Origin of the sequence: Paenibacillus sp. Dod16 (assembly GCF_049893405.1) — a bacterium.
Taxonomy (GTDB): domain Bacteria; phylum Bacillota; class Bacilli; order Paenibacillales; family Paenibacillaceae; genus Paenibacillus_AQ.
Window position 1 is genome coordinate 39,811 of the sequence record NZ_JBNDYG010000035.1, and the last position, 16,689, is coordinate 56,499.

Here is a 16,689-nt window from a genome sequence, read left to right on the forward strand (position 1 = left end):
CTATATTGGTAATGGGTAATCGTTACCCGGGATATAAACTTCCCCCAAGGTCCCGCCTGTCGTCATTGCCTCGTCTGCAAATCCAGTCGGACCGGTTTCGAGCTCCGCATATTTCGAAGAGAATTGAAACGTCCCGGTCAACTCGATTTGAGCTACCCGGACACCCGCCGCAACCGTTTTTTGAATGATCTGTCCGAACTGTAAGGGTGACATCCCAACTTCATTTAGCCGTTTGGTTGGAACCTTGATCAGCGATATAGCAGCCGGTTCCGGCTCTGATGGATCGTTGAACTTTTGGACAATACGGATGTCAGAATACGGGCAGTCCAGCGCAAGGGATAGGACCTGAATGATCGTATTCACGTCAGTCTTGGAAAGGTTACGCGCAATTTTGGATTTAAGAAGCACCCGGTAAACTTCATCCGTGGAAGCCCCGCGTGTTTGCACGATGTTTTCCCCTATCCGGTCCAATGTAGTTCCTTCTGCATCATCAATAGACCGCCATTCCCGGATTCGTTCAAGGCTGTCATTTACCTGCTGCAGTTGGCCATGTAGAATGCCGATCAATTTACCGAGATTGCTATGTGGATCCTTATTGTAGGCATCGGCAAACCGCCGCAGCATATCCTTAAAACTAAACATGGCTGGTCACCTCAATATCAGAAGCTTTCACTTGCGCGACTTGGAAAGGCTCAATCGCAACATTACCCGTCCCCATCGTTCCGCCGGTTCCTACCCGGATGTCAACATCTTCAACGCCGGTGACGCTGTACACCGCACTGATCAGCCGCGTATACACTACTTGGGCACCCATGTTCAGGCCGTTGTAATAGCTGCCGCCATCCTCACCGCCGACATACCGGACCAAGGCGGATCGTATTAAATCATCACCATTCGCCGGGTAACTGTCATTTCGGGTAACATTCACTTCGATTTGCAAAGGGACTTCCTCCGCTCGGCTAAATTTGACGGTATGCGGATAGCCGCCAAGGTCCATGACTTGCATGGCAATGTCTCCATGAGATTCAATTCCGGCCGCGCCCTTATCAAATATCGTCTGGGCTATAGTTTGATCGTCTCCCCCAAGCACGTACGCTTGATAGGATTTAGCAGGGCGTCCGGCGCTGTCCGTCTGTATGGTGTTATTCTCGATCACGGCAGCCGCACGCACATTTTCCAGACGTAGCAGCGCGCCGCGAAGGGCATCCAAGGAAGCAGCGCCACCCCCGGCCACCGCCTGATCCATCCGGTCTCTAAACTCGTCATCCGTTTCCTTCTCCCGTCCGCCTTGGGTGCGCTCCGGGTTCGTTACGGCCGTGATATCAGGATTCGGATTCACAATAATCACAATCGACCCGGCAGCTACATTGCCCTTTGAACCGGGTTCTAGAGCCTCAACTGGCACGGTCGCTGTGCCGTCGGTACCCACCGTGAAAGGTTCCGTCGTCTCAAAATAAATACCGGTTTCCGTGGCAACCTGAAATCCTGTATCCTCGGTCCGGCCCGGGGTTCCTGAGACTAAAACGGTCCCGGTCGCCCATTGTTCCAATATGCGTGTGACCCCCGAATAAGGTCCAAGACGGTCCAGATTGTTACCTTGGGCCGTGTTCTTGTATCCGCTGTTATAAACGTCCTCGGCGGTGCCCCAAATCATCGCCAAGAACCATGCAAAAAGCCGCAGGATGATTCCCAGCGGCGAGCGTTCAGACGTATTAATGTTATCTCCAAAGGCTTCCTTGGCCTTGTCTTCGATTTCGTCATACAAGTCTTGGAATCGCCGCCGTTTAAATCCGGTTCTATCCAGCACCGACTATCACCCCCTCTTCTTGAATCGTTTCCCCATCCGTCCCGGTTGCCGTAAATGTAACAAGCATCGTCCGGGATTTAGGATTGATGGTGAACTCCACATTCTCCACAGACTGGATCCGGGCCTCCTGCAGCAATCCGGCTGTCAGTTCGTCCATCATTTGCGCTTCATTGACGTCTTTACCAAGGAATAACTTAAAATCAATTCCCATTTCCGGGTTTAGAAACCATTCATTTTTATTGGTTCCGATGCCCAACCGGCAGCATTGTGCCAATTCTTCGGGGCCTTCGATCGTATCCAACTCGCCGCCGGTGAAGACAAGGTCCCCGGTGTCATCCACTTTCAGTGAAATCATAGGAACACCCCCACTATTACGGCGTCATTGATGTCATGCACCCGGGTGCTGTCCGGCGCGGCCACTTGACCGCGTAATGTATTCTTAATTTCCCGGTCCGCACATACCACATAAACCACATCGCCTTTTTCATAGAATGGCTTCTCGACGTCGATATCCGACCCGATCTTCCGCTTTCGACCAAGAGACGGAACGGATTGAAGGACAGCAGGCATATCGTCCCCCGTTCTCACAAGGGGCTGCACATCCGCCCTGCATGTCGTTTCATCAAACATCACCACGCGGCACGGAATCGCCACATGTACCCCGGCCATGGCTCGGTTAACGAATCCATCTATAAGCTTGGATAAAGTGCCCGCTGCATCTGCTTTGCTCATAACAACGCCTCCATCTCCGTTGAAAAATCGCCTGTCCGGCTGATGTGATGGCTACCGCTTCGAACATGCAGCTTGCCGCTAAACTGTTCGCTTTCCAGATTGATGACCGAAGCCGTAGTAATACGGTACTGCAGCTGAGATTTCACGTTATACCCTCTTGCGCCGTTGTCTTCGAAATACTCGGGGGACTCGATTAATCCGGTTTTCTTGGTCAGATTAAATACGCTATCCCCGCCCTTTCGGAGGCTGCGCACATACAATTTTCCTTTATTGATGTAAACCGATGTACCGCAATCCTTCGCCACCTTGGAAATGATTTCAGTCACTGGACCCTTGGCCGTGTAGCCGTCCTGATAACGGTAATCTTGGTTGAGTTGCATTTGAGCCACAGGCAACCCAATATACCGGGCCATTTCCTTAATGATGTGGCTGGCAAGTGTGCCCTTGGCGTAGGCGATTTCCTTAACCTCCCGCTTCGACAGGTCTTGCGAATCAAGCACATTGATGATCGTGATTTTGTCCACGCCGTCCCGCTGAGTCTTCACACTGGAAATATAGCCGTGAAGAACAACACCGGAATCATCCCGGTACCCGGCATTCATCATCAGCACCTTATTTCGTTTGATGTTGTTCAGGGTGTCACTCGAAAGGTTCCATATCTTGATCTCCGCCTCATTCGGCAGCGTATCGTTATCAAAAGGGATTGTCGCCTCAATGTTGAAATCATCCATAGAAAACTTCATGTTCTCCGTCATGACCTCGGCCACCCGACCGAAATTATTCATCATCCTCACCTTCAATCACATATAAAAAGACACTTTTCCCGAGCGTCTCCCATGTCACAGCTCTGCTTTTGTCTGATTCGTCAAACGGCACGATCGGCAGCTTGGGGAATCGGTTATCCATGATGTCATAAAATAGCGGCATTCCATAGACCAGCTTTTCACCGACCGCCAAAACATCCCCGTCACGCTCTAGGTCCACCGTGAAAAAGTCATATTCGGCATTGTAATGGACCTCAAAAGTAAAATTCTCTTCTGCAAGTGAAATATCAAAGCGATAGGGTGTTTGTTCTTTTTCAATGTCGATGTACTCCATGTGTCACCTCAATTCGCCCACGGGCTGCCCGGCTTAAATTTGACCTTTTCCACTTTCTCTTTCGTGGATTTTTTCGAAGTCTTCTTGCTAGACGTTTTGGAACTTTTTTTGCTTTTCTTTTTGTCCTTGGTCTGCTTTGTCCCGGAGTTGACGATCTTGACCGTCTGGGCTTTCACTGGCAATGGCAAGTCATTAACATAAGAGGTTGTTGCGACCCGGATTTCCTTAATGGTCAACGAGTAAGCAAACCCGGTCGCATTCTTATAATTCCGAGTTGGTGCAAAACCGGTGATCAGACCCGTGAATGTCGTCCGGCCAACATAGCGAACGATGCTTCCTTTCTCACTCGCATCTTTTAGAAACGCTTCAAATTTGGCCGCATTCTCTACCACGACCCCGGTCAAGGAAAGGACGCGCGGCTTCCGCTGTACATGGTCCGTGACATCGATGTCCTTTTCCACCGGCTGATCCGTAACGTCAATGGAAAAATCATACGACTCATCTTCAACCAAGAGATAATGCCCGTTAATGGTTGCCATTAGTCCGTTGCCACCTCCAAACCGTTTCGGCGCATGACGCTTTCAAACAGAGCATTGATTTCTGCAAGCAGCACCGATTTTTCTGCCGGACCAACAGATGATCCATTCAAATTAATGTTCAGGCTGATTTCTTGCCGGGATGTTGCGCCACCTGCGCTGCTCGCTCGAGCCGGTGCCAAAGAGGAATCCCCGCTGCCGGCCGAATATGCCTTGTTCTCTTCTGCCGTCAGTACCCGTTCCCCTTCATGCAGCTCCGCAACGTATCCATCAAACGGCACATTCGCAAGACCGTTGGCGTGGCTGCCATCGACCGGGATTTCCGGGATTTCTGGAATGTTAATGGCGAATTCCTTACCGCCCAGCCAGTCCGGCAGTTTGATCGATAATGCGCTATTGATCTTGGCAATCATGTCATTGATCAGGCCGGTGATGAAGTTTACGCCATTAGCGAAATTATTTTTAACGTTCGTCCACATATTGGATAGGCCCGTGGATATCCCTTCCCATGTGTTGGTTGCTGTTGTCTTGATCTTTTCCCATACGCCGTTGACGAACGATGCAATGTTATTGGCGATATTGGTAATAGTGCTCCAAATGGAATTCCATGTGCTTGTAAAGAACCCGACAATCGCATTGAATACCGCTCGTGTCATCGCGCTAAACGCCTGCCAGTTTGCAACCACGGTATTCACAATATTCATGACGGCAGAGGTAATGGCATTCCAGATGATATTCCCCCAGGTAATAAAGAACTCTCCAACTGAGGTGAATAGACCGACCACCCATGTTTTAAAGGTGTTCCAAACATTGGTTAGCCATGTGCTTATTGCTCCCCAATTTTTGAATATCAGAATCACGCCAGCGACCGCCGCAGCTACAGCCAAGGCAATAGCAATGAACGGCAGCCACGGAGCAACCGCAGCCCATCCAGCTACAGACATAGCCCATAACACAGGAACAAGCTTAATGCCTATTATGATTGCGAACGCCCCTAATGCTGGGCCAATAACATCTATATTTTCCGCGAGAAACTTTGCTGTATCGCCTGCGATACCAAACCCCTTCGCTAACGTATCCATAATAGCTCCGCCGACTTCTGTAATCTTGGGCCCCGCGGCCTCTAGCCATTCGGCAAATTCCAGCAGGTATGGCATTAACTTGTCACCCAATGGTTTTAGGATCCCCGTCTCCATCTGCCGACCAATCCGGGCAAACGCTTCCCCCGGCGTGTTCATCTTGATGTCATTCAGCTCACCCATCTTATCAATGGTCATGTCGAACTGACTGTCAACGTACCCCATAGCGGTGATGACATCTTTCTGCAGGTCTTCAAACTGGGTGCCGAACAACCCAACAGCTACGGTGTTTTGCGCTACCGGATCTTCAATATCCCCAATCATTCGGGTAATCTGCGTAAATGCATCTTTCGCAGCTGGTCCACCAGCGGCAAAGGTACGCATCATCTGATCGGCGTTGAGACCAAGCATTTCAAACGCTTCGATTGCGCCAGTATCACCGGCATCCTTGGACCGGATACCAAATTCTTTGACAGCATCCGCTACCTTATCTAAATTAAATGCGCCTTCTGCCGATCCCGCTGCCAACGTATCAAACATTTCATTGGCATCAAAACCAAGCGCCTTAAACTGCAGCGAATATTCATTAATGGTATCAATGAGTTCACCCGAGAAATCAAGGCCCTGCTGCGCCCCTTGAGCCACCAAATTAAATGCTTCTTCGGATGAGATGCCGAAGTTTTCCATCATCGTCTTGGCTGCTCGTGCCGACTCGTTAACCTCATAGCCAAACGCATCCCGGAGCAGCAATGCATTCCGGGTCGTGCTTTCCAGAGCATCGCCGGTATCCCCGGTAATCTGTTTCACACTTGCAATCGCGCTGCCAAGGTCCTGCCAATTTTCCCCGAAATTATCATTGTACAGGTCCGTAGCAACGGCCTTCGTTTCTTCCATCTGCTCCGCTGTCATACCGGTTGCCATCTGTATTGTTTTCATAGAATCATTGAACTCATTGGACGCGTTAACCGATGCTACACCAATACCAACAACCGCAGCCGTTACGACACCAGCAGCAACCCCTACAGCCGCCCAATTCTGTTCCATTTGCTGCACTTGCTTGTCTGCTTTCCTTAAGGCACCATCGGCGACCTTAAAGCCGACCGCGAACATTAGGTTACTGATTACTGCCACCCGCTACACACCCCCTTTCCAAACCAAAAAGGAGCGCCCGCGGGCGCTCACTTCTTTTGCTAGTCTTTTTTCTGTTGTTTGATGTGGATGTCCAGAGCTGCATTTGCCTCCATGATGTCATCGTCATCCATCAGGTCGAGATCACGATAGGTGATGTTCATGTCGGACAGCAGCAGCCGCCACATATTCCAGTTGTTTCTAGCCCTCTTCTCCGCTTCCGGCTTGCTGATCGTCATTGCCATCACCATCCTTGCCAGAAATGAACGCATAGGCAGCGTTGATGACCTCCATATATTCTTGGTAGGAAGGGAAATCATCAATTTTAAGTTTCGGAGAAACAATGACGTGCTTGAGCATTTCATCAGAGAGTCTTTCTTCCATGACTACGCCGAATTTGTTTTTGCTGGCATCGTTGATTTTCGAGACAGACCGGACGCCCGGGAACTGGAATACATATTCCGTACCGGATTTAGATGTATAGGTTTTCTGCTTGAAATTAGACATTTGATATACCCCTTTTCATGTTTTGGTTTGGTTTAGCTGTATGTTGCATCCAGGCACTGCACTTCATATTCCCGGTCTCCGGCTTCGGTGCCGTAGGACCGTGCAGCCGGTTTCTTGATATAAGCTTCCGTCACTGTGATGGTCTCCTTCGGATCGCCGTTATAGATAATTGAGACCGGCACCAATTCATCGGAAACGGCCAGTTTATCCAGCATGGACACTTGCGGGCTTGTGGAAAGAAGCGTAATGGACAGTGTTGCCAAAGGGTTATTGATTTTGGAACGAACAACATCCCCTTGCGCTCCGACTTTTACCTCGTAACCATCTTCATCTTTTTCGAATTCGGCCATATCCTCACTAAACCCGGTAAGATATACGCCGTTGACCATAACTGTCAAATCCTTCGGATCATAAGTTGTCGCCACTTGGTTTCCCTCCTTAGTAGGTTACTACGCCTTTGATTGTGGTTTCGTGGATCGCTCCGGCCAGCTCAAAAGCAAATGCGCCTCCGTTATAAACCCGGCTGGCCCGCTCAAGCGGTGTCGTTTGCTCCCGTGTTTTAAACGTTGTGCTGTACAATCCGACGCCATCCGACCCGCGGGCGATAATGCCTTGATTCAAGCAGCGCTGCAGCACCGTACGGACCACACCTTCGATTTGGGCGATGCCTGTATTGTCATATCCAATTTTGCGGTCACGCGCATTGTTGAACAGCTTCTGGACCTCATATTCCAGCGTGTGAATGACAAAGTGCTTAGAATGGATAACGTCGATGTACTCACCGGATACCGTCTTGCCTTCCGATGTCACCGGATCGCCCGCTTTGGTTACATAGGTAATCGCTCCGAGATTATGAATCTCCCGCAGCTCAGCTGCCGTAATATCCAAAGGCTGAATCCCTTTCAAGCGTTGACCCTTCCATGTAATGCTTCCTACCGGCTTTGAACCCGCTTCGCCGACCAATGCCGCCTCCGGGTAATTGTCAATGTTCGTATGATAGAACGCAAAGGTGTTCTTGTAGTCCTTGGCCTTAATGGATGTTAAGTCATCCTTGCTGCTTGTACTCACCGCAAACTGTCTTGCATCCGCGGCCTCGATCGCATCGGCAATGGCCGTGATGTCTTCCAATGTGCTGCGCGTGCATACGGCAAAGTACCAATCCTTATCAAAAATCGTAGGCAAGAAATCATCCCACGTCCCGGCTGTCTCGCGCAGCATCACCGCGAGCTCCGGCGGCCGGTTATCCTGGTCAAAAATCGCCTTCGCTGCTTTGTACACCTCGGAACTCGTAGTGAACTCAGTAGCTACTTCGGACAATTCGGTGTATGTTTTGTACGGTTTGGCCGTGGCGGATGTGCCGATGATCAGCGGTTTACCAAAACCGACGACCGGCGAAGGCTTTTGGATATCAATAATGACCGTTACGTCTTTAATTGCTGACAATGGTACCAGCTCCTTCTATGTTTACTTTTTCAATCGTGTAGAGTTTTCTTTGGGACACATCCGGCATGCGGAACACCACTTCGAACCCGTGCCGCCGCTCCCACTCTTCCCCTATGGCGATATCCCGATTTTCTACGTGGCCGACCTCGTGAACGATGATCCAATAGGCATCTTTCAAGATTTCACGGCCATCGGTTCTGAACCATTCCCGAGCCAGCAGGGCATTGTTCATGCTGATGGGATGATCATCGGCGTACGACATAAAAGAGACAGTGAATTCCACCGTCTCCACCTGTTCGATATGATCGCCTTTATGAACCTCAATTGGGAATCCGCGAACTTTTTCAAATCCGGGTTCGAAATGATACGTCAGAAACGCCGTTTTCGGGATGCTGCCGCCGCCGTTCATGTTAATGACCTGCAGGCCGGTAAACCCTGATAGCTCTTTTACAAGCAGCTTACGGATTTCATTGTACGGGATCATTGACAACCCTCTTTTTCGCGATGTATTTGTTGGTATCCCGGTAATCTCGGCCCTCCGGCATATCGATGGTGTATTGATCGCCTTGGTATTCGATCAGATCGCCGGGATCATGCCGGTGTGACGTATAGAGCGCCCGGTCTTCCGCTGTGTAGTTCCCGCCCTCGGCCAGTTGCAAATCCGCCGAAACCGGCTGAAAAAGACCTCTTAACGGTACCCGTACGGGCTGGGCCGGAATCGGGTCGCCGTATTCGTCATAACCTTGATCCTCGCCCGGTCGTACCAGAACGTAAGGCTTTTCGTACTTTCTAACGATGGAGTTAAAACGGAACATCAACGCCGACGCCCTCCCTTCTTCTTGACAACCACGGCAGTAATTGACTCTCGAAGCTGTTCTTCATCCCGCAGAATCTTCTTGTTCCCCTTCCGTCTCGCATAGAGCGGAGATAGTGGGGGCGTCCGCATTTTATCGAAGTTCTTGAGCACCCGATCCTTGCCGACATCGCCGATCTTTCGCAGCAAGTCATCCGTTTCAAGGTTCCCGGTCACCAATTCGACAACGCCCTCTTTTACCACGCGAGAAATCGGGGTTTGGGCCTTCTTTTTCCCCGCTCCGATAAATGAACGGGCCGGGATGCCCGCTTTCAATGAACCGTATTCGTGAATACCGGCGATCATTGCAAGTTCTTCATCGCCCTGCGCACCGATATGAACCTCTTTGGTGACCAGCTCCTGCAGCGCGTCTATGATTCCCGGCAGATACGTTTCTTCTGTGACCTCTATGTTCGCCCGCCGGTAACTCCGGCGTTTCTTCTTCGGCATGTATGATCACCTCATAACTGAATCAGCGCTTTGACAACGTCCGGAAGGCCTTTACTATCGTCATAGGTCACGGAAATATCACCGACCCGCTCCGACTTCACACCCGGGGAACGTAGCAGCATCTGAGCGAACATGATACAGGCCAGTTGGATATTTTCCGGCAACGTGGCTTCTGGTGCGCCCGCCTCGTCGCTTGGCAGGATGTACCCGGCCAAATACTCCACATCAATCAAACGGGAGCCACAGGGCCAGCCAGTGCGCCGAAACAGCATGCCGTTTTCCGACTCAATCACGAAAGAACCGGAATCCTGTTCCTTCCCCTCGACCTTGAGCATGGAAACGGAATGAACGGGAAAGTTTCGGAGCCGGAGGAATTGCGTTCCAGAGCCGTCCAGCGTTTGCCGATATGGCTTGTGTTCGTAACTCCGATTCGTTTCCCTTTCAATGGCCGCCGATGCTGCCTTTAAAGCTAAAATAATCTCAAGGTCCTGTGACGTATCGTCCAGAGATACCCCAAGAAAGGGCTTAGTCTTATTTAGACTTGCCAGCATCTTTGCCACCATCCGTATCCTTCGCCGCTGCTTTCTTGGCCTCGTCAATCTCGGCTTTAGTTGCTTCCTTCCCGATGACGTCCGCGGCTTTCAACAGCGCTGCTCGGTCTTCGTCCGCTTCATAGATGGACCCTTTGGATATAACTTCATCCGTTTCCTTGTCTACAAAGTCATTGGTGACGTGGTAAAACTTTGTTTTCTCTGCCATATATCCCACTCGCTTTCAAATAGAATAGGAGCCCGGACTAGGCCGGGCTTGATGATTAAGGTTGAGGAATGCCCAGCTTCACAAACGGTGAAACTTCATAGCCATTTTTGAGTGTCAACGGACCATTCAACCAAGGCTTACCATCCACGTTCCAGAACGCTTTGATAATCGTTTTGTTTTGCTTGAACAATGGATGTTCGGAAGCCTGAATGAAGATGCCCGCCCCGTCTTTAATCATGTAGTAACCAAAGTCCGTGAGCACCAAGTCGCCCGCTTCGCCCAGGATCGGCGAATTTTCGGAGAATCGGATCGGATACCCAAGAAGTGTGCCGGTCATTTTATCTGCAATGTTCGGCTGGAAAATGTTATTCCCGGCATCATCCTTCATTGTGAGTAATTGCGGAAGGATCGACTGCGAAGCAGCCCAAACAAGGTTGCCACCCATCTTCACTTTCGCCAGCATACCGACAATGTCGAGATACGTAATAAGTCCGGCCGTTTTCCGTGCCACAGTTACACTAGCTGGGGAATTAATTGCACCAAGCGGCTTGGCTACTCCGTTACCATACAGGAAGGCGTCATCCTCGGCAGCTGCAATGGCCCCACGGAACAACCGGGCGACAATGGTATTGATGGCCGACGAGTTGCGCAGCAGTTTGTCCGTGACGACAATATGACCCGCTACTTCATGAGGTGTTAGGTTCAAATCTCTAAACTTAGCGTTTGTTTCCGGCTTTTCATCGCCCTCGCCAATCCAGTTGACCTCGACACCGCCGTACATGTTGCTTCCCGTTCCTTGATCAAGCGCCGGGAAAGTCATGCTTGCATCCGGCGTATCGTCATCAGCAGGAATTACCAAGGCACGAGGACGCACGATTGCAGATTCTGGGGTGACCTCAAAGAGTTGCGCCGAAAATTGCGGAGGTACAAAAATACCGCCGCTGGTGTTCGCTTTCATAGCCAGCTCGCGGTATTCTTTAAGACGTTCGTCATGCGGATTTTCTCGATATGTTTTCACCATATCACCGAAGCTGCGGAATTCAGATTCATGTTGTGGGTCGTCCGCTGTACGCTTGGTGCCGCCTGCGGACATTGCCAAGGCCTGCGCCCGCTCTTCCATTTTAATTTCGCTTTCAAGGTCCCGAGCCTCGCCCTCCAAAGCGGTGAATTTCGTTTCTTCTTCATCCGTGAAACTGCGTTTTTCACCTTGCGCGCCTTGGATCATCGTGCGCATTTCATCTTTCTTGGCAGCAAGCTTCTTTCTCAGTTCGATCAGGTTTTTCAAATCGATCATCTCCCTAAAGGTTAAGTTTTTTCATTCGCAAATCGTGTTCAAGCATGATCATGTCAATTTCTTCATCCGTGTAGCCTAAGATCGATTCATCACTATGATTGCGGTTTTGGAACACTTCTTCGGCTGATCGGATACCAACGGTTGACTGCGGATATGCCGGTGTTGTGACCGGGCTTACTTCAAACAACTCCGCTTCGGTAATGGTGCGAATCGGCATATCACTGTTCGTCTCGTCCCATTCCTCCACAGTTGCGCGAAAAATAAAAGACGACCCTCGCACGTCTCCGCGCTCGATCGTCTCAATGTGTTTTTCCGCCCAACTCGGCGGCGTAATATCGTATCGAAGTCCGATGTCATCCTCTGTCAAGAGTAGTGTACCCGGCGTTCTCCCTAAGACTTCCCGGGAATCGTGCTGCCACGCTGCATAGACATCAGGATTATCGGCAAGGCATTTAGAAAAGGCCCCGCGCTTGAATTTCTCTTGGAACATACCGAAAATCGGATGTGATAACTGATCCCAGCGGACCGCATATCCAATAATCTTTGTCGGCTCTCCATCAACCTTCCGCACCTCCGGCTTGCTCCCCGGTAGCACTAGCTCCCGCTGCTCCTTCTCGTTCTCCTTCATCGTTATCACCTCCCTTCAATGCTTCTTTTGGTGCAAATTTGCCTTTGTAATACTCGTCCAAGAGATCAAGCGGAACCATGTTTAACGGTACAAAATAACGATCTCCGCCGGGGATTGGGTTCTCGTTTTCCCTCTCGCGAATGTCATTCTGCGAAAACGCTCCAAGATTAAACATTTCTTTATAGAAAGCAGCTCGCGCTGCGGAATCCCCCCGAAGATAACCTTCGATTAGAAACTCAGCATACAAACGTTTCTGCTCGGTTCCATCAAACAGCTTCCAATTGATCGTTTGTTCCCAACGGATCAACCACGGCCGGACGGAATGAACAATAAAATCCGTGCTCTGATGCTCGATGTTGGAGAATGTTGCCCGCTCCAAATCGGCCATCATGTGCGGCGGCACTCGAAAGATACGGGCAATTTCAAGAATCTGAAATTTCCGGGTTTCCAAAAACTGCGCATCATTTGGCGGAATGGTGTTTTTAGAAAAAGACATCCCTTCTTCTAGCAACATAAGCCGATGCGATTTGCCTAACCCCTCATATTTTTCTTTCAGGGATTTGCTTAATCGTTCAAAGGCTGGATCCGAAAGTGTGCCCGGATGTGTAACCACCGCACCAACATTGGTACCATTCTCGAAAAACTCCGCGCCGAATTGTTCGGTTGCAAGGGCAAGTTCAATCGCCTGTTTCGCCCATTGAATAACCGATATTCCTTTCTTGCCGTCAAAGCCAAGCCCAGGAATATGAAACATGGCATAATCAGGGACGTTGTGCTGCTTCCCGTCCGCGGTAGTTACCCTAAAAAACGGTTCGCCCGCTTCCGTCTCCATATGCTCGACGCGGTGGGGCGGAATGGGCCACAATGCCACGATATCCCCGCGGCTGTCATACTCGATTTCGGCATAACAATTCCCCCATAAAAGAATGTGGACCATCATGGTTTCCCGGAAGGTGAAGGCCGTCATCCTCGGGTTCGGGGATCGCTGCAGCAATTCACCGATTCGATGGTTTACCCGCTCCCGCCCCCTCGGGTTCAATCGCTTGTATACCGGCAGCGGCAAGGATGCCACCGTCTCGGACAGGATTCGAACACATGTCAAAACGGCGGTGCTCCGCATGGCCGAACTCTCAGTAACGTATATTTTCTTGCCGAATGGAATCCCCAGCGCTTGGTATATCCATTGTTTCGGATTGCTTAAGGTGCTTGAATCGCTCCGTTTCTCAAGGAATCGTGAAATAATGGGAATTTTCAGTGTTCTCACCCCCTTCCTGAATTAAATGGTCCGTACGCCCCTATCCTCATAGACGGACCGCTTGGTTTTGTTCGCCATGCACAGCTTGTGGGCATTGATGACCGCGTCAATTGGGTCAATCCGCTTCGTCTTGGCTTTCGGATCCTTATCGATCTTAATTTCACCAAAACTGTTGCTTACCGTTTTAGCGTTAACCATGGACCACGTCAGCAGCTTGTTCTCCCGATCGTAGCTCACGTTGCCCGCTTCGACTTCCAAGCGGAAATCAACGGTCGCATCGTTCAGGCTACGGGCGCTCTGTACGATCTCCACACAATCCACGCCGAACTCTTCCAAATCAGACAAAAAGGCATCCGCATTATGAGGGTCATAAGCGATGCCTTCCAGTTTCAGATCGTATTTTTTTATTAGATCCTTGTAATATCGGATGATGTATTTATAATCTGTCTTCACACCGCCTAGGGTTTCGGTGACGGTGATTAAGTCGTCCGTGATCCATATATCATAAGGGGCGTCATCGGACTGAATATGCTCGTCAACCCTGCCCGCAGGCATGAAGCTGTGCGAATGCAGATAATATTTCCGGTGCTCCCCGTCATCGAGTGGAAACTCCAAGCACCCAGACGTCAAGTCACCGCCGGATGAAAGGTCGAGCCCAAGATAACATCTGCGGCCGCGCATGGCTTCCAGCGTGGTGTCCGACTCGCTTTTTTTCCAGTGCTCCATGTTCATGTACTGGTTATCTGCGAATTGTACCCAGATGTTCAGGCCCTTTGTCATGAAATCCCGGAGATCGGCGCCGCGCTTTTTCTTCGCTTTAATGGCATCTCCGCGCAAACTGGAAAGCGTTTCTTCGGTCCAGAGTGGATTCGCCTTCGGCCAGTTCGCTTCGTCCCAAATGTCATCGCCTTTGTCCAGCTCACAGATAAAGACGAAATGCGTTTCGTCATCATGGAGCCCGGCCAGAATCATCTTCCCATACTCGTATTCCTCGTAGCATGGCAGATTCAGGTCGAATCCGGCGGTCGTGATGATGGAGGTTAGGCACTGTTTTAATTTGCGCTGGCCCCCTGTCAGCAGCTTGTACATTTGGTTTGTCTTGTGTTTGTGATATTCATCGACAGACGCAAAATAAGGCCGGAAACCGTCTATCGTCTCGGTATCTCGACCTATCGCCTTGATTTCCCCGCGGGTAATATTGCAGAGAATCGTACTTTTATATTCTTTGGAAGTGAATAGCCCCTCTTCATACTTGCTGCCCCCGAGTTCCGGGTCGGCATTGATGAATTTAAGACATTCCTTCAAAACAATGCGCGCCTGATCTTCTTTAGTGGCTGCGCAATATACTTGCGGGTAATTATAGCCGTCAAAATTCCCGTAGAACAGGGCCGGAACCGCGTTCCCGAGCGATTTCCCGTTTTGCCGGGCAACCTGAACATATGATGTGCGGAATCTCCGGTACCCTTCCATGTTCAGCCAGCCGTTCCAGCTACCGAAAATGAAGTCCTGGAAGCCCCATAACTTGAGCGGTTCGGGTTCTTCTCCCTCCGCAAGCGTCAAGCTTTCGGCGAAATCAATGATTTCATGGGCTTTGTCCGGGTCAAAAACAAATGGAAAATCGTCCGTCCCTTGCCGTTCAAGGTCCCGAAGGTGCCTTTCGCAGGCCTGTTTCTGCGTCTCACCTGCAATGATCCGGCCAGAAACTACTTCCTTGGCATACGCTGTGACCCGGTCAAGCTCGGTTACGGTGTTGTAAGGATAGATTTGGGAGCTATACACCCCGGCCGCCCCCGAATTTACTGAACTTGCTTGCAGGCTTTTCTTTCTCCTTCGGTTTCGGTACGTTTTTGATCTTCGCAAGAGGATTCAGGAAAAGACGGTCCTGCATTTTCAGGAGCATGTCCATTTTCTTGTTAATGGCCGTCTCGATCTTCAATACCCCTTCGATGGAGGCGAGCTGCGAAAGATACATCTGCGCCCGCCCTTCAAATTCCTCGATACCCTCCATTTTTTCGAAATAATCGTTCAAAATGTCTTCGTTGATCGCTATATTTTCGATGCGTTGATACTGTTTTAGCAGCTTTTCATATTCCGAATACGTTTTGCAATACATCGCCAGCAACCCTACATCCGAAGACGTTAAAAGGTCCAAACCTTGTTGGGAAGCTGCCTTGTATTCCTTTAAGCAATCCTTCCACTGTTTATAGGCGATGGTGTCACTCTTCACATATTCCGGGGGTTTCAGCTTGTCGAGCTCCGTTTTCCCGAGCTTGATTTCACTCTCTTGCCGCTGCCGGATTTGTTCTTTGGTTAGCCGGTTCGGATTCCCCGCTGCGAGGTGCAGATCAATCGGTTTTCCGTTCCGTCCCATCGGGTTCACCTCCCTGAATCTCCGAAAAATTCATAAAACGAGTTTTTACGCGAAATAAGGGGGACGCGGTCAACTAGCAAAAGGACCGCAGAGATTTACCCCCCCTCCCCCTTGTGCGCCCTTGGTCGTGTGTTCGGGAGGGTCGAGACATGGACGTCTCTATGCCCCCTTTAAATTCGTCTCAGAAGGTGCAGCAAATAGACCTCTACACACATTGCTTTCGTGTACAGATCGTTTACCAAATGCTCCCCTACTCTTTTGAGCTCACGCACAATGTTATTTACTTCCCACTCTGTTCCCATGAGGTCCTATCTCCGATCACCAACGCATCTCTAAGGACACTACTAAGGTTGCCTTTAAACATATTGTCTGCAATATCGACGGGCATGCCGGCCTTAACCGCATCTTGTAAGGCACCGCCCATCTTCTGGATCAAGACTTCATACCATCCTGCAAACTGGACATTGAACTTTAACTCTACATCAGCCAGCCCTTTATGCTCCCGCTCCTGTTGCATCAAGATTCACCTTCCTTTGTACCATTCCGGCTTGTATCGCTCGTTTGCGGTACGAGATAGTTTCGTTTTGTATTCCAAACACTTACTACAGAAGAATGTATCCTTCTGCTCATAATAGGTAAGGCCGGGGCCATCCATTTTATCGAAGTCAGAATAAAGGAACTCATATTTGTGTTCGCATGGTTTATGAACACTTCCGTATCCTCTAGGTGGATTGCTCATTAATTCCTCT

23 protein-coding genes are annotated in these 16,689 nt (G+C 50.1%); all 23 read right to left on the reverse strand.

Annotated elements, in window-relative coordinates:
• On the reverse strand, nucleotides 1-642 hold the full coding sequence (locus ACPV3A_RS24095; RefSeq protein ID WP_426201670.1) for a hypothetical protein: 642 nt from the start codon (nucleotides 640-642) through the stop codon (nucleotides 1-3).
• Entirely contained in the window at nucleotides 635-1,807 is a 1,173-nt protein-coding gene (locus ACPV3A_RS24100) for a baseplate J/gp47 family protein (protein ID WP_426201671.1), read from the reverse strand. Before ACPV3A_RS24100 ends, ACPV3A_RS24095 begins: the two co-directional genes overlap by 8 nt.
• Nucleotides 1,797-2,162, reverse strand: coding sequence for a DUF2634 domain-containing protein (locus ACPV3A_RS24105; protein WP_426201673.1), 366 nt, complete (start codon nucleotides 2,160-2,162; stop codon nucleotides 1,797-1,799). The genes ACPV3A_RS24100 and ACPV3A_RS24105 overlap by 11 nt, the downstream gene beginning before the upstream one ends.
• Nucleotides 2,159-2,539: a Gp138 family membrane-puncturing spike protein gene (locus ACPV3A_RS24110; protein WP_426201675.1), complete on the reverse strand. Its 381-nt coding sequence runs from the start codon at nucleotides 2,537-2,539 to the stop codon at nucleotides 2,159-2,161. Before ACPV3A_RS24110 ends, ACPV3A_RS24105 begins: the two co-directional genes overlap by 4 nt.
• A complete protein-coding gene (locus ACPV3A_RS24115) occupies nucleotides 2,536-3,324 on the reverse strand; it encodes a phage protein (RefSeq protein ID WP_426201677.1) in 789 nt (262 codons plus the stop codon). Before ACPV3A_RS24115 ends, ACPV3A_RS24110 begins: the two co-directional genes overlap by 4 nt.
• On the reverse strand, nucleotides 3,317-3,637 hold the full coding sequence (locus tag ACPV3A_RS24120) for a phage baseplate plug family protein (RefSeq protein WP_426201679.1): 321 nt from the start codon (nucleotides 3,635-3,637) through the stop codon (nucleotides 3,317-3,319). The genes ACPV3A_RS24115 and ACPV3A_RS24120 overlap by 8 nt, the downstream gene beginning before the upstream one ends.
• Nucleotides 3,638-3,645: 8 nt before the next feature.
• The gene (locus tag ACPV3A_RS24125; protein WP_426201681.1) at nucleotides 3,646-4,176 is read right to left on the reverse strand and encodes a phage baseplate protein; all 531 of its coding nucleotides are present in this window, start codon (nucleotides 4,174-4,176) and stop codon (nucleotides 3,646-3,648) included.
• Nucleotides 4,176-6,383, reverse strand: a complete 2,208-nt coding sequence (locus ACPV3A_RS24130) for a phage tail tape measure protein (protein ID WP_426201683.1) — start codon at nucleotides 6,381-6,383, stop codon at nucleotides 4,176-4,178. Before ACPV3A_RS24130 ends, ACPV3A_RS24125 begins: the two co-directional genes overlap by 1 nt.
• A gap of 59 nt (nucleotides 6,384-6,442) precedes the next feature.
• Complete coding sequence (locus ACPV3A_RS24135) at nucleotides 6,443-6,619, reverse strand: hypothetical protein (RefSeq protein ID WP_426201685.1); 177 nt, start codon at nucleotides 6,617-6,619, stop codon at nucleotides 6,443-6,445.
• Entirely contained in the window at nucleotides 6,582-6,887 is a 306-nt protein-coding gene (locus ACPV3A_RS24140) for a hypothetical protein (protein WP_426201686.1), read from the reverse strand. The genes ACPV3A_RS24135 and ACPV3A_RS24140 overlap by 38 nt, the downstream gene beginning before the upstream one ends.
• Before the next feature lie 32 nt (nucleotides 6,888-6,919).
• Entirely contained in the window at nucleotides 6,920-7,312 is a 393-nt protein-coding gene (locus tag ACPV3A_RS24145) for a phage structural protein (protein ID WP_280755985.1), read from the reverse strand.
• A gap of 13 nt (nucleotides 7,313-7,325) precedes the next feature.
• Complete coding sequence (locus tag ACPV3A_RS24150) at nucleotides 7,326-8,330, reverse strand: DUF3383 family protein (RefSeq protein ID WP_426201688.1); 1,005 nt, start codon at nucleotides 8,328-8,330, stop codon at nucleotides 7,326-7,328.
• Nucleotides 8,317-8,814, reverse strand: a complete 498-nt coding sequence (locus ACPV3A_RS24155; protein WP_426201690.1) for a phage neck terminator protein — start codon at nucleotides 8,812-8,814, stop codon at nucleotides 8,317-8,319. Before ACPV3A_RS24155 ends, ACPV3A_RS24150 begins: the two co-directional genes overlap by 14 nt.
• Nucleotides 8,798-9,148: a hypothetical protein gene (locus ACPV3A_RS24160; RefSeq protein WP_426201691.1), complete on the reverse strand. Its 351-nt coding sequence runs from the start codon at nucleotides 9,146-9,148 to the stop codon at nucleotides 8,798-8,800. Before ACPV3A_RS24160 ends, ACPV3A_RS24155 begins: the two co-directional genes overlap by 17 nt.
• The gene (locus tag ACPV3A_RS24165) at nucleotides 9,145-9,633 is read right to left on the reverse strand and encodes a hypothetical protein (protein ID WP_280755862.1); all 489 of its coding nucleotides are present in this window, start codon (nucleotides 9,631-9,633) and stop codon (nucleotides 9,145-9,147) included. Before ACPV3A_RS24165 ends, ACPV3A_RS24160 begins: the two co-directional genes overlap by 4 nt.
• Nucleotides 9,634-9,644: 11 nt before the next feature.
• A complete protein-coding gene (locus ACPV3A_RS24170) occupies nucleotides 9,645-10,184 on the reverse strand; it encodes a hypothetical protein (protein ID WP_426201693.1) in 540 nt (179 codons plus the stop codon).
• On the reverse strand, nucleotides 10,165-10,392 hold the full coding sequence (locus ACPV3A_RS24175; RefSeq protein WP_426201695.1) for a hypothetical protein: 228 nt from the start codon (nucleotides 10,390-10,392) through the stop codon (nucleotides 10,165-10,167). Before ACPV3A_RS24175 ends, ACPV3A_RS24170 begins: the two co-directional genes overlap by 20 nt.
• Before the next feature lie 55 nt (nucleotides 10,393-10,447).
• Nucleotides 10,448-11,677 (reverse strand): phage major capsid protein, encoded by a 1,230-nt coding sequence (locus ACPV3A_RS24180; RefSeq protein WP_426201697.1) that lies wholly within the window; start codon nucleotides 11,675-11,677, stop codon nucleotides 10,448-10,450.
• A 13-nt stretch (nucleotides 11,678-11,690) separates the two neighbouring features.
• The gene (locus ACPV3A_RS24185) at nucleotides 11,691-12,314 is read right to left on the reverse strand and encodes an HK97 family phage prohead protease (protein ID WP_426201699.1); all 624 of its coding nucleotides are present in this window, start codon (nucleotides 12,312-12,314) and stop codon (nucleotides 11,691-11,693) included.
• Nucleotides 12,244-13,578 (reverse strand): phage portal protein, encoded by a 1,335-nt coding sequence (locus tag ACPV3A_RS24190; protein WP_426201701.1) that lies wholly within the window; start codon nucleotides 13,576-13,578, stop codon nucleotides 12,244-12,246. Before ACPV3A_RS24190 ends, ACPV3A_RS24185 begins: the two co-directional genes overlap by 71 nt.
• Before the next feature lie 12 nt (nucleotides 13,579-13,590).
• Nucleotides 13,591-15,348 (reverse strand): terminase large subunit, encoded by a 1,758-nt coding sequence (locus ACPV3A_RS24195; protein ID WP_280755994.1) that lies wholly within the window; start codon nucleotides 15,346-15,348, stop codon nucleotides 13,591-13,593.
• Nucleotides 15,341-15,940: a P27 family phage terminase small subunit gene (locus tag ACPV3A_RS24200; RefSeq protein WP_426201703.1), complete on the reverse strand. Its 600-nt coding sequence runs from the start codon at nucleotides 15,938-15,940 to the stop codon at nucleotides 15,341-15,343. Before ACPV3A_RS24200 ends, ACPV3A_RS24195 begins: the two co-directional genes overlap by 8 nt.
• A gap of 280 nt (nucleotides 15,941-16,220) precedes the next feature.
• Nucleotides 16,221-16,460, reverse strand: coding sequence for a hypothetical protein (locus ACPV3A_RS24205; RefSeq protein WP_426201704.1), 240 nt, complete (start codon nucleotides 16,458-16,460; stop codon nucleotides 16,221-16,223).
• Between the last annotated feature and the right edge of the window lie 229 nt (nucleotides 16,461-16,689).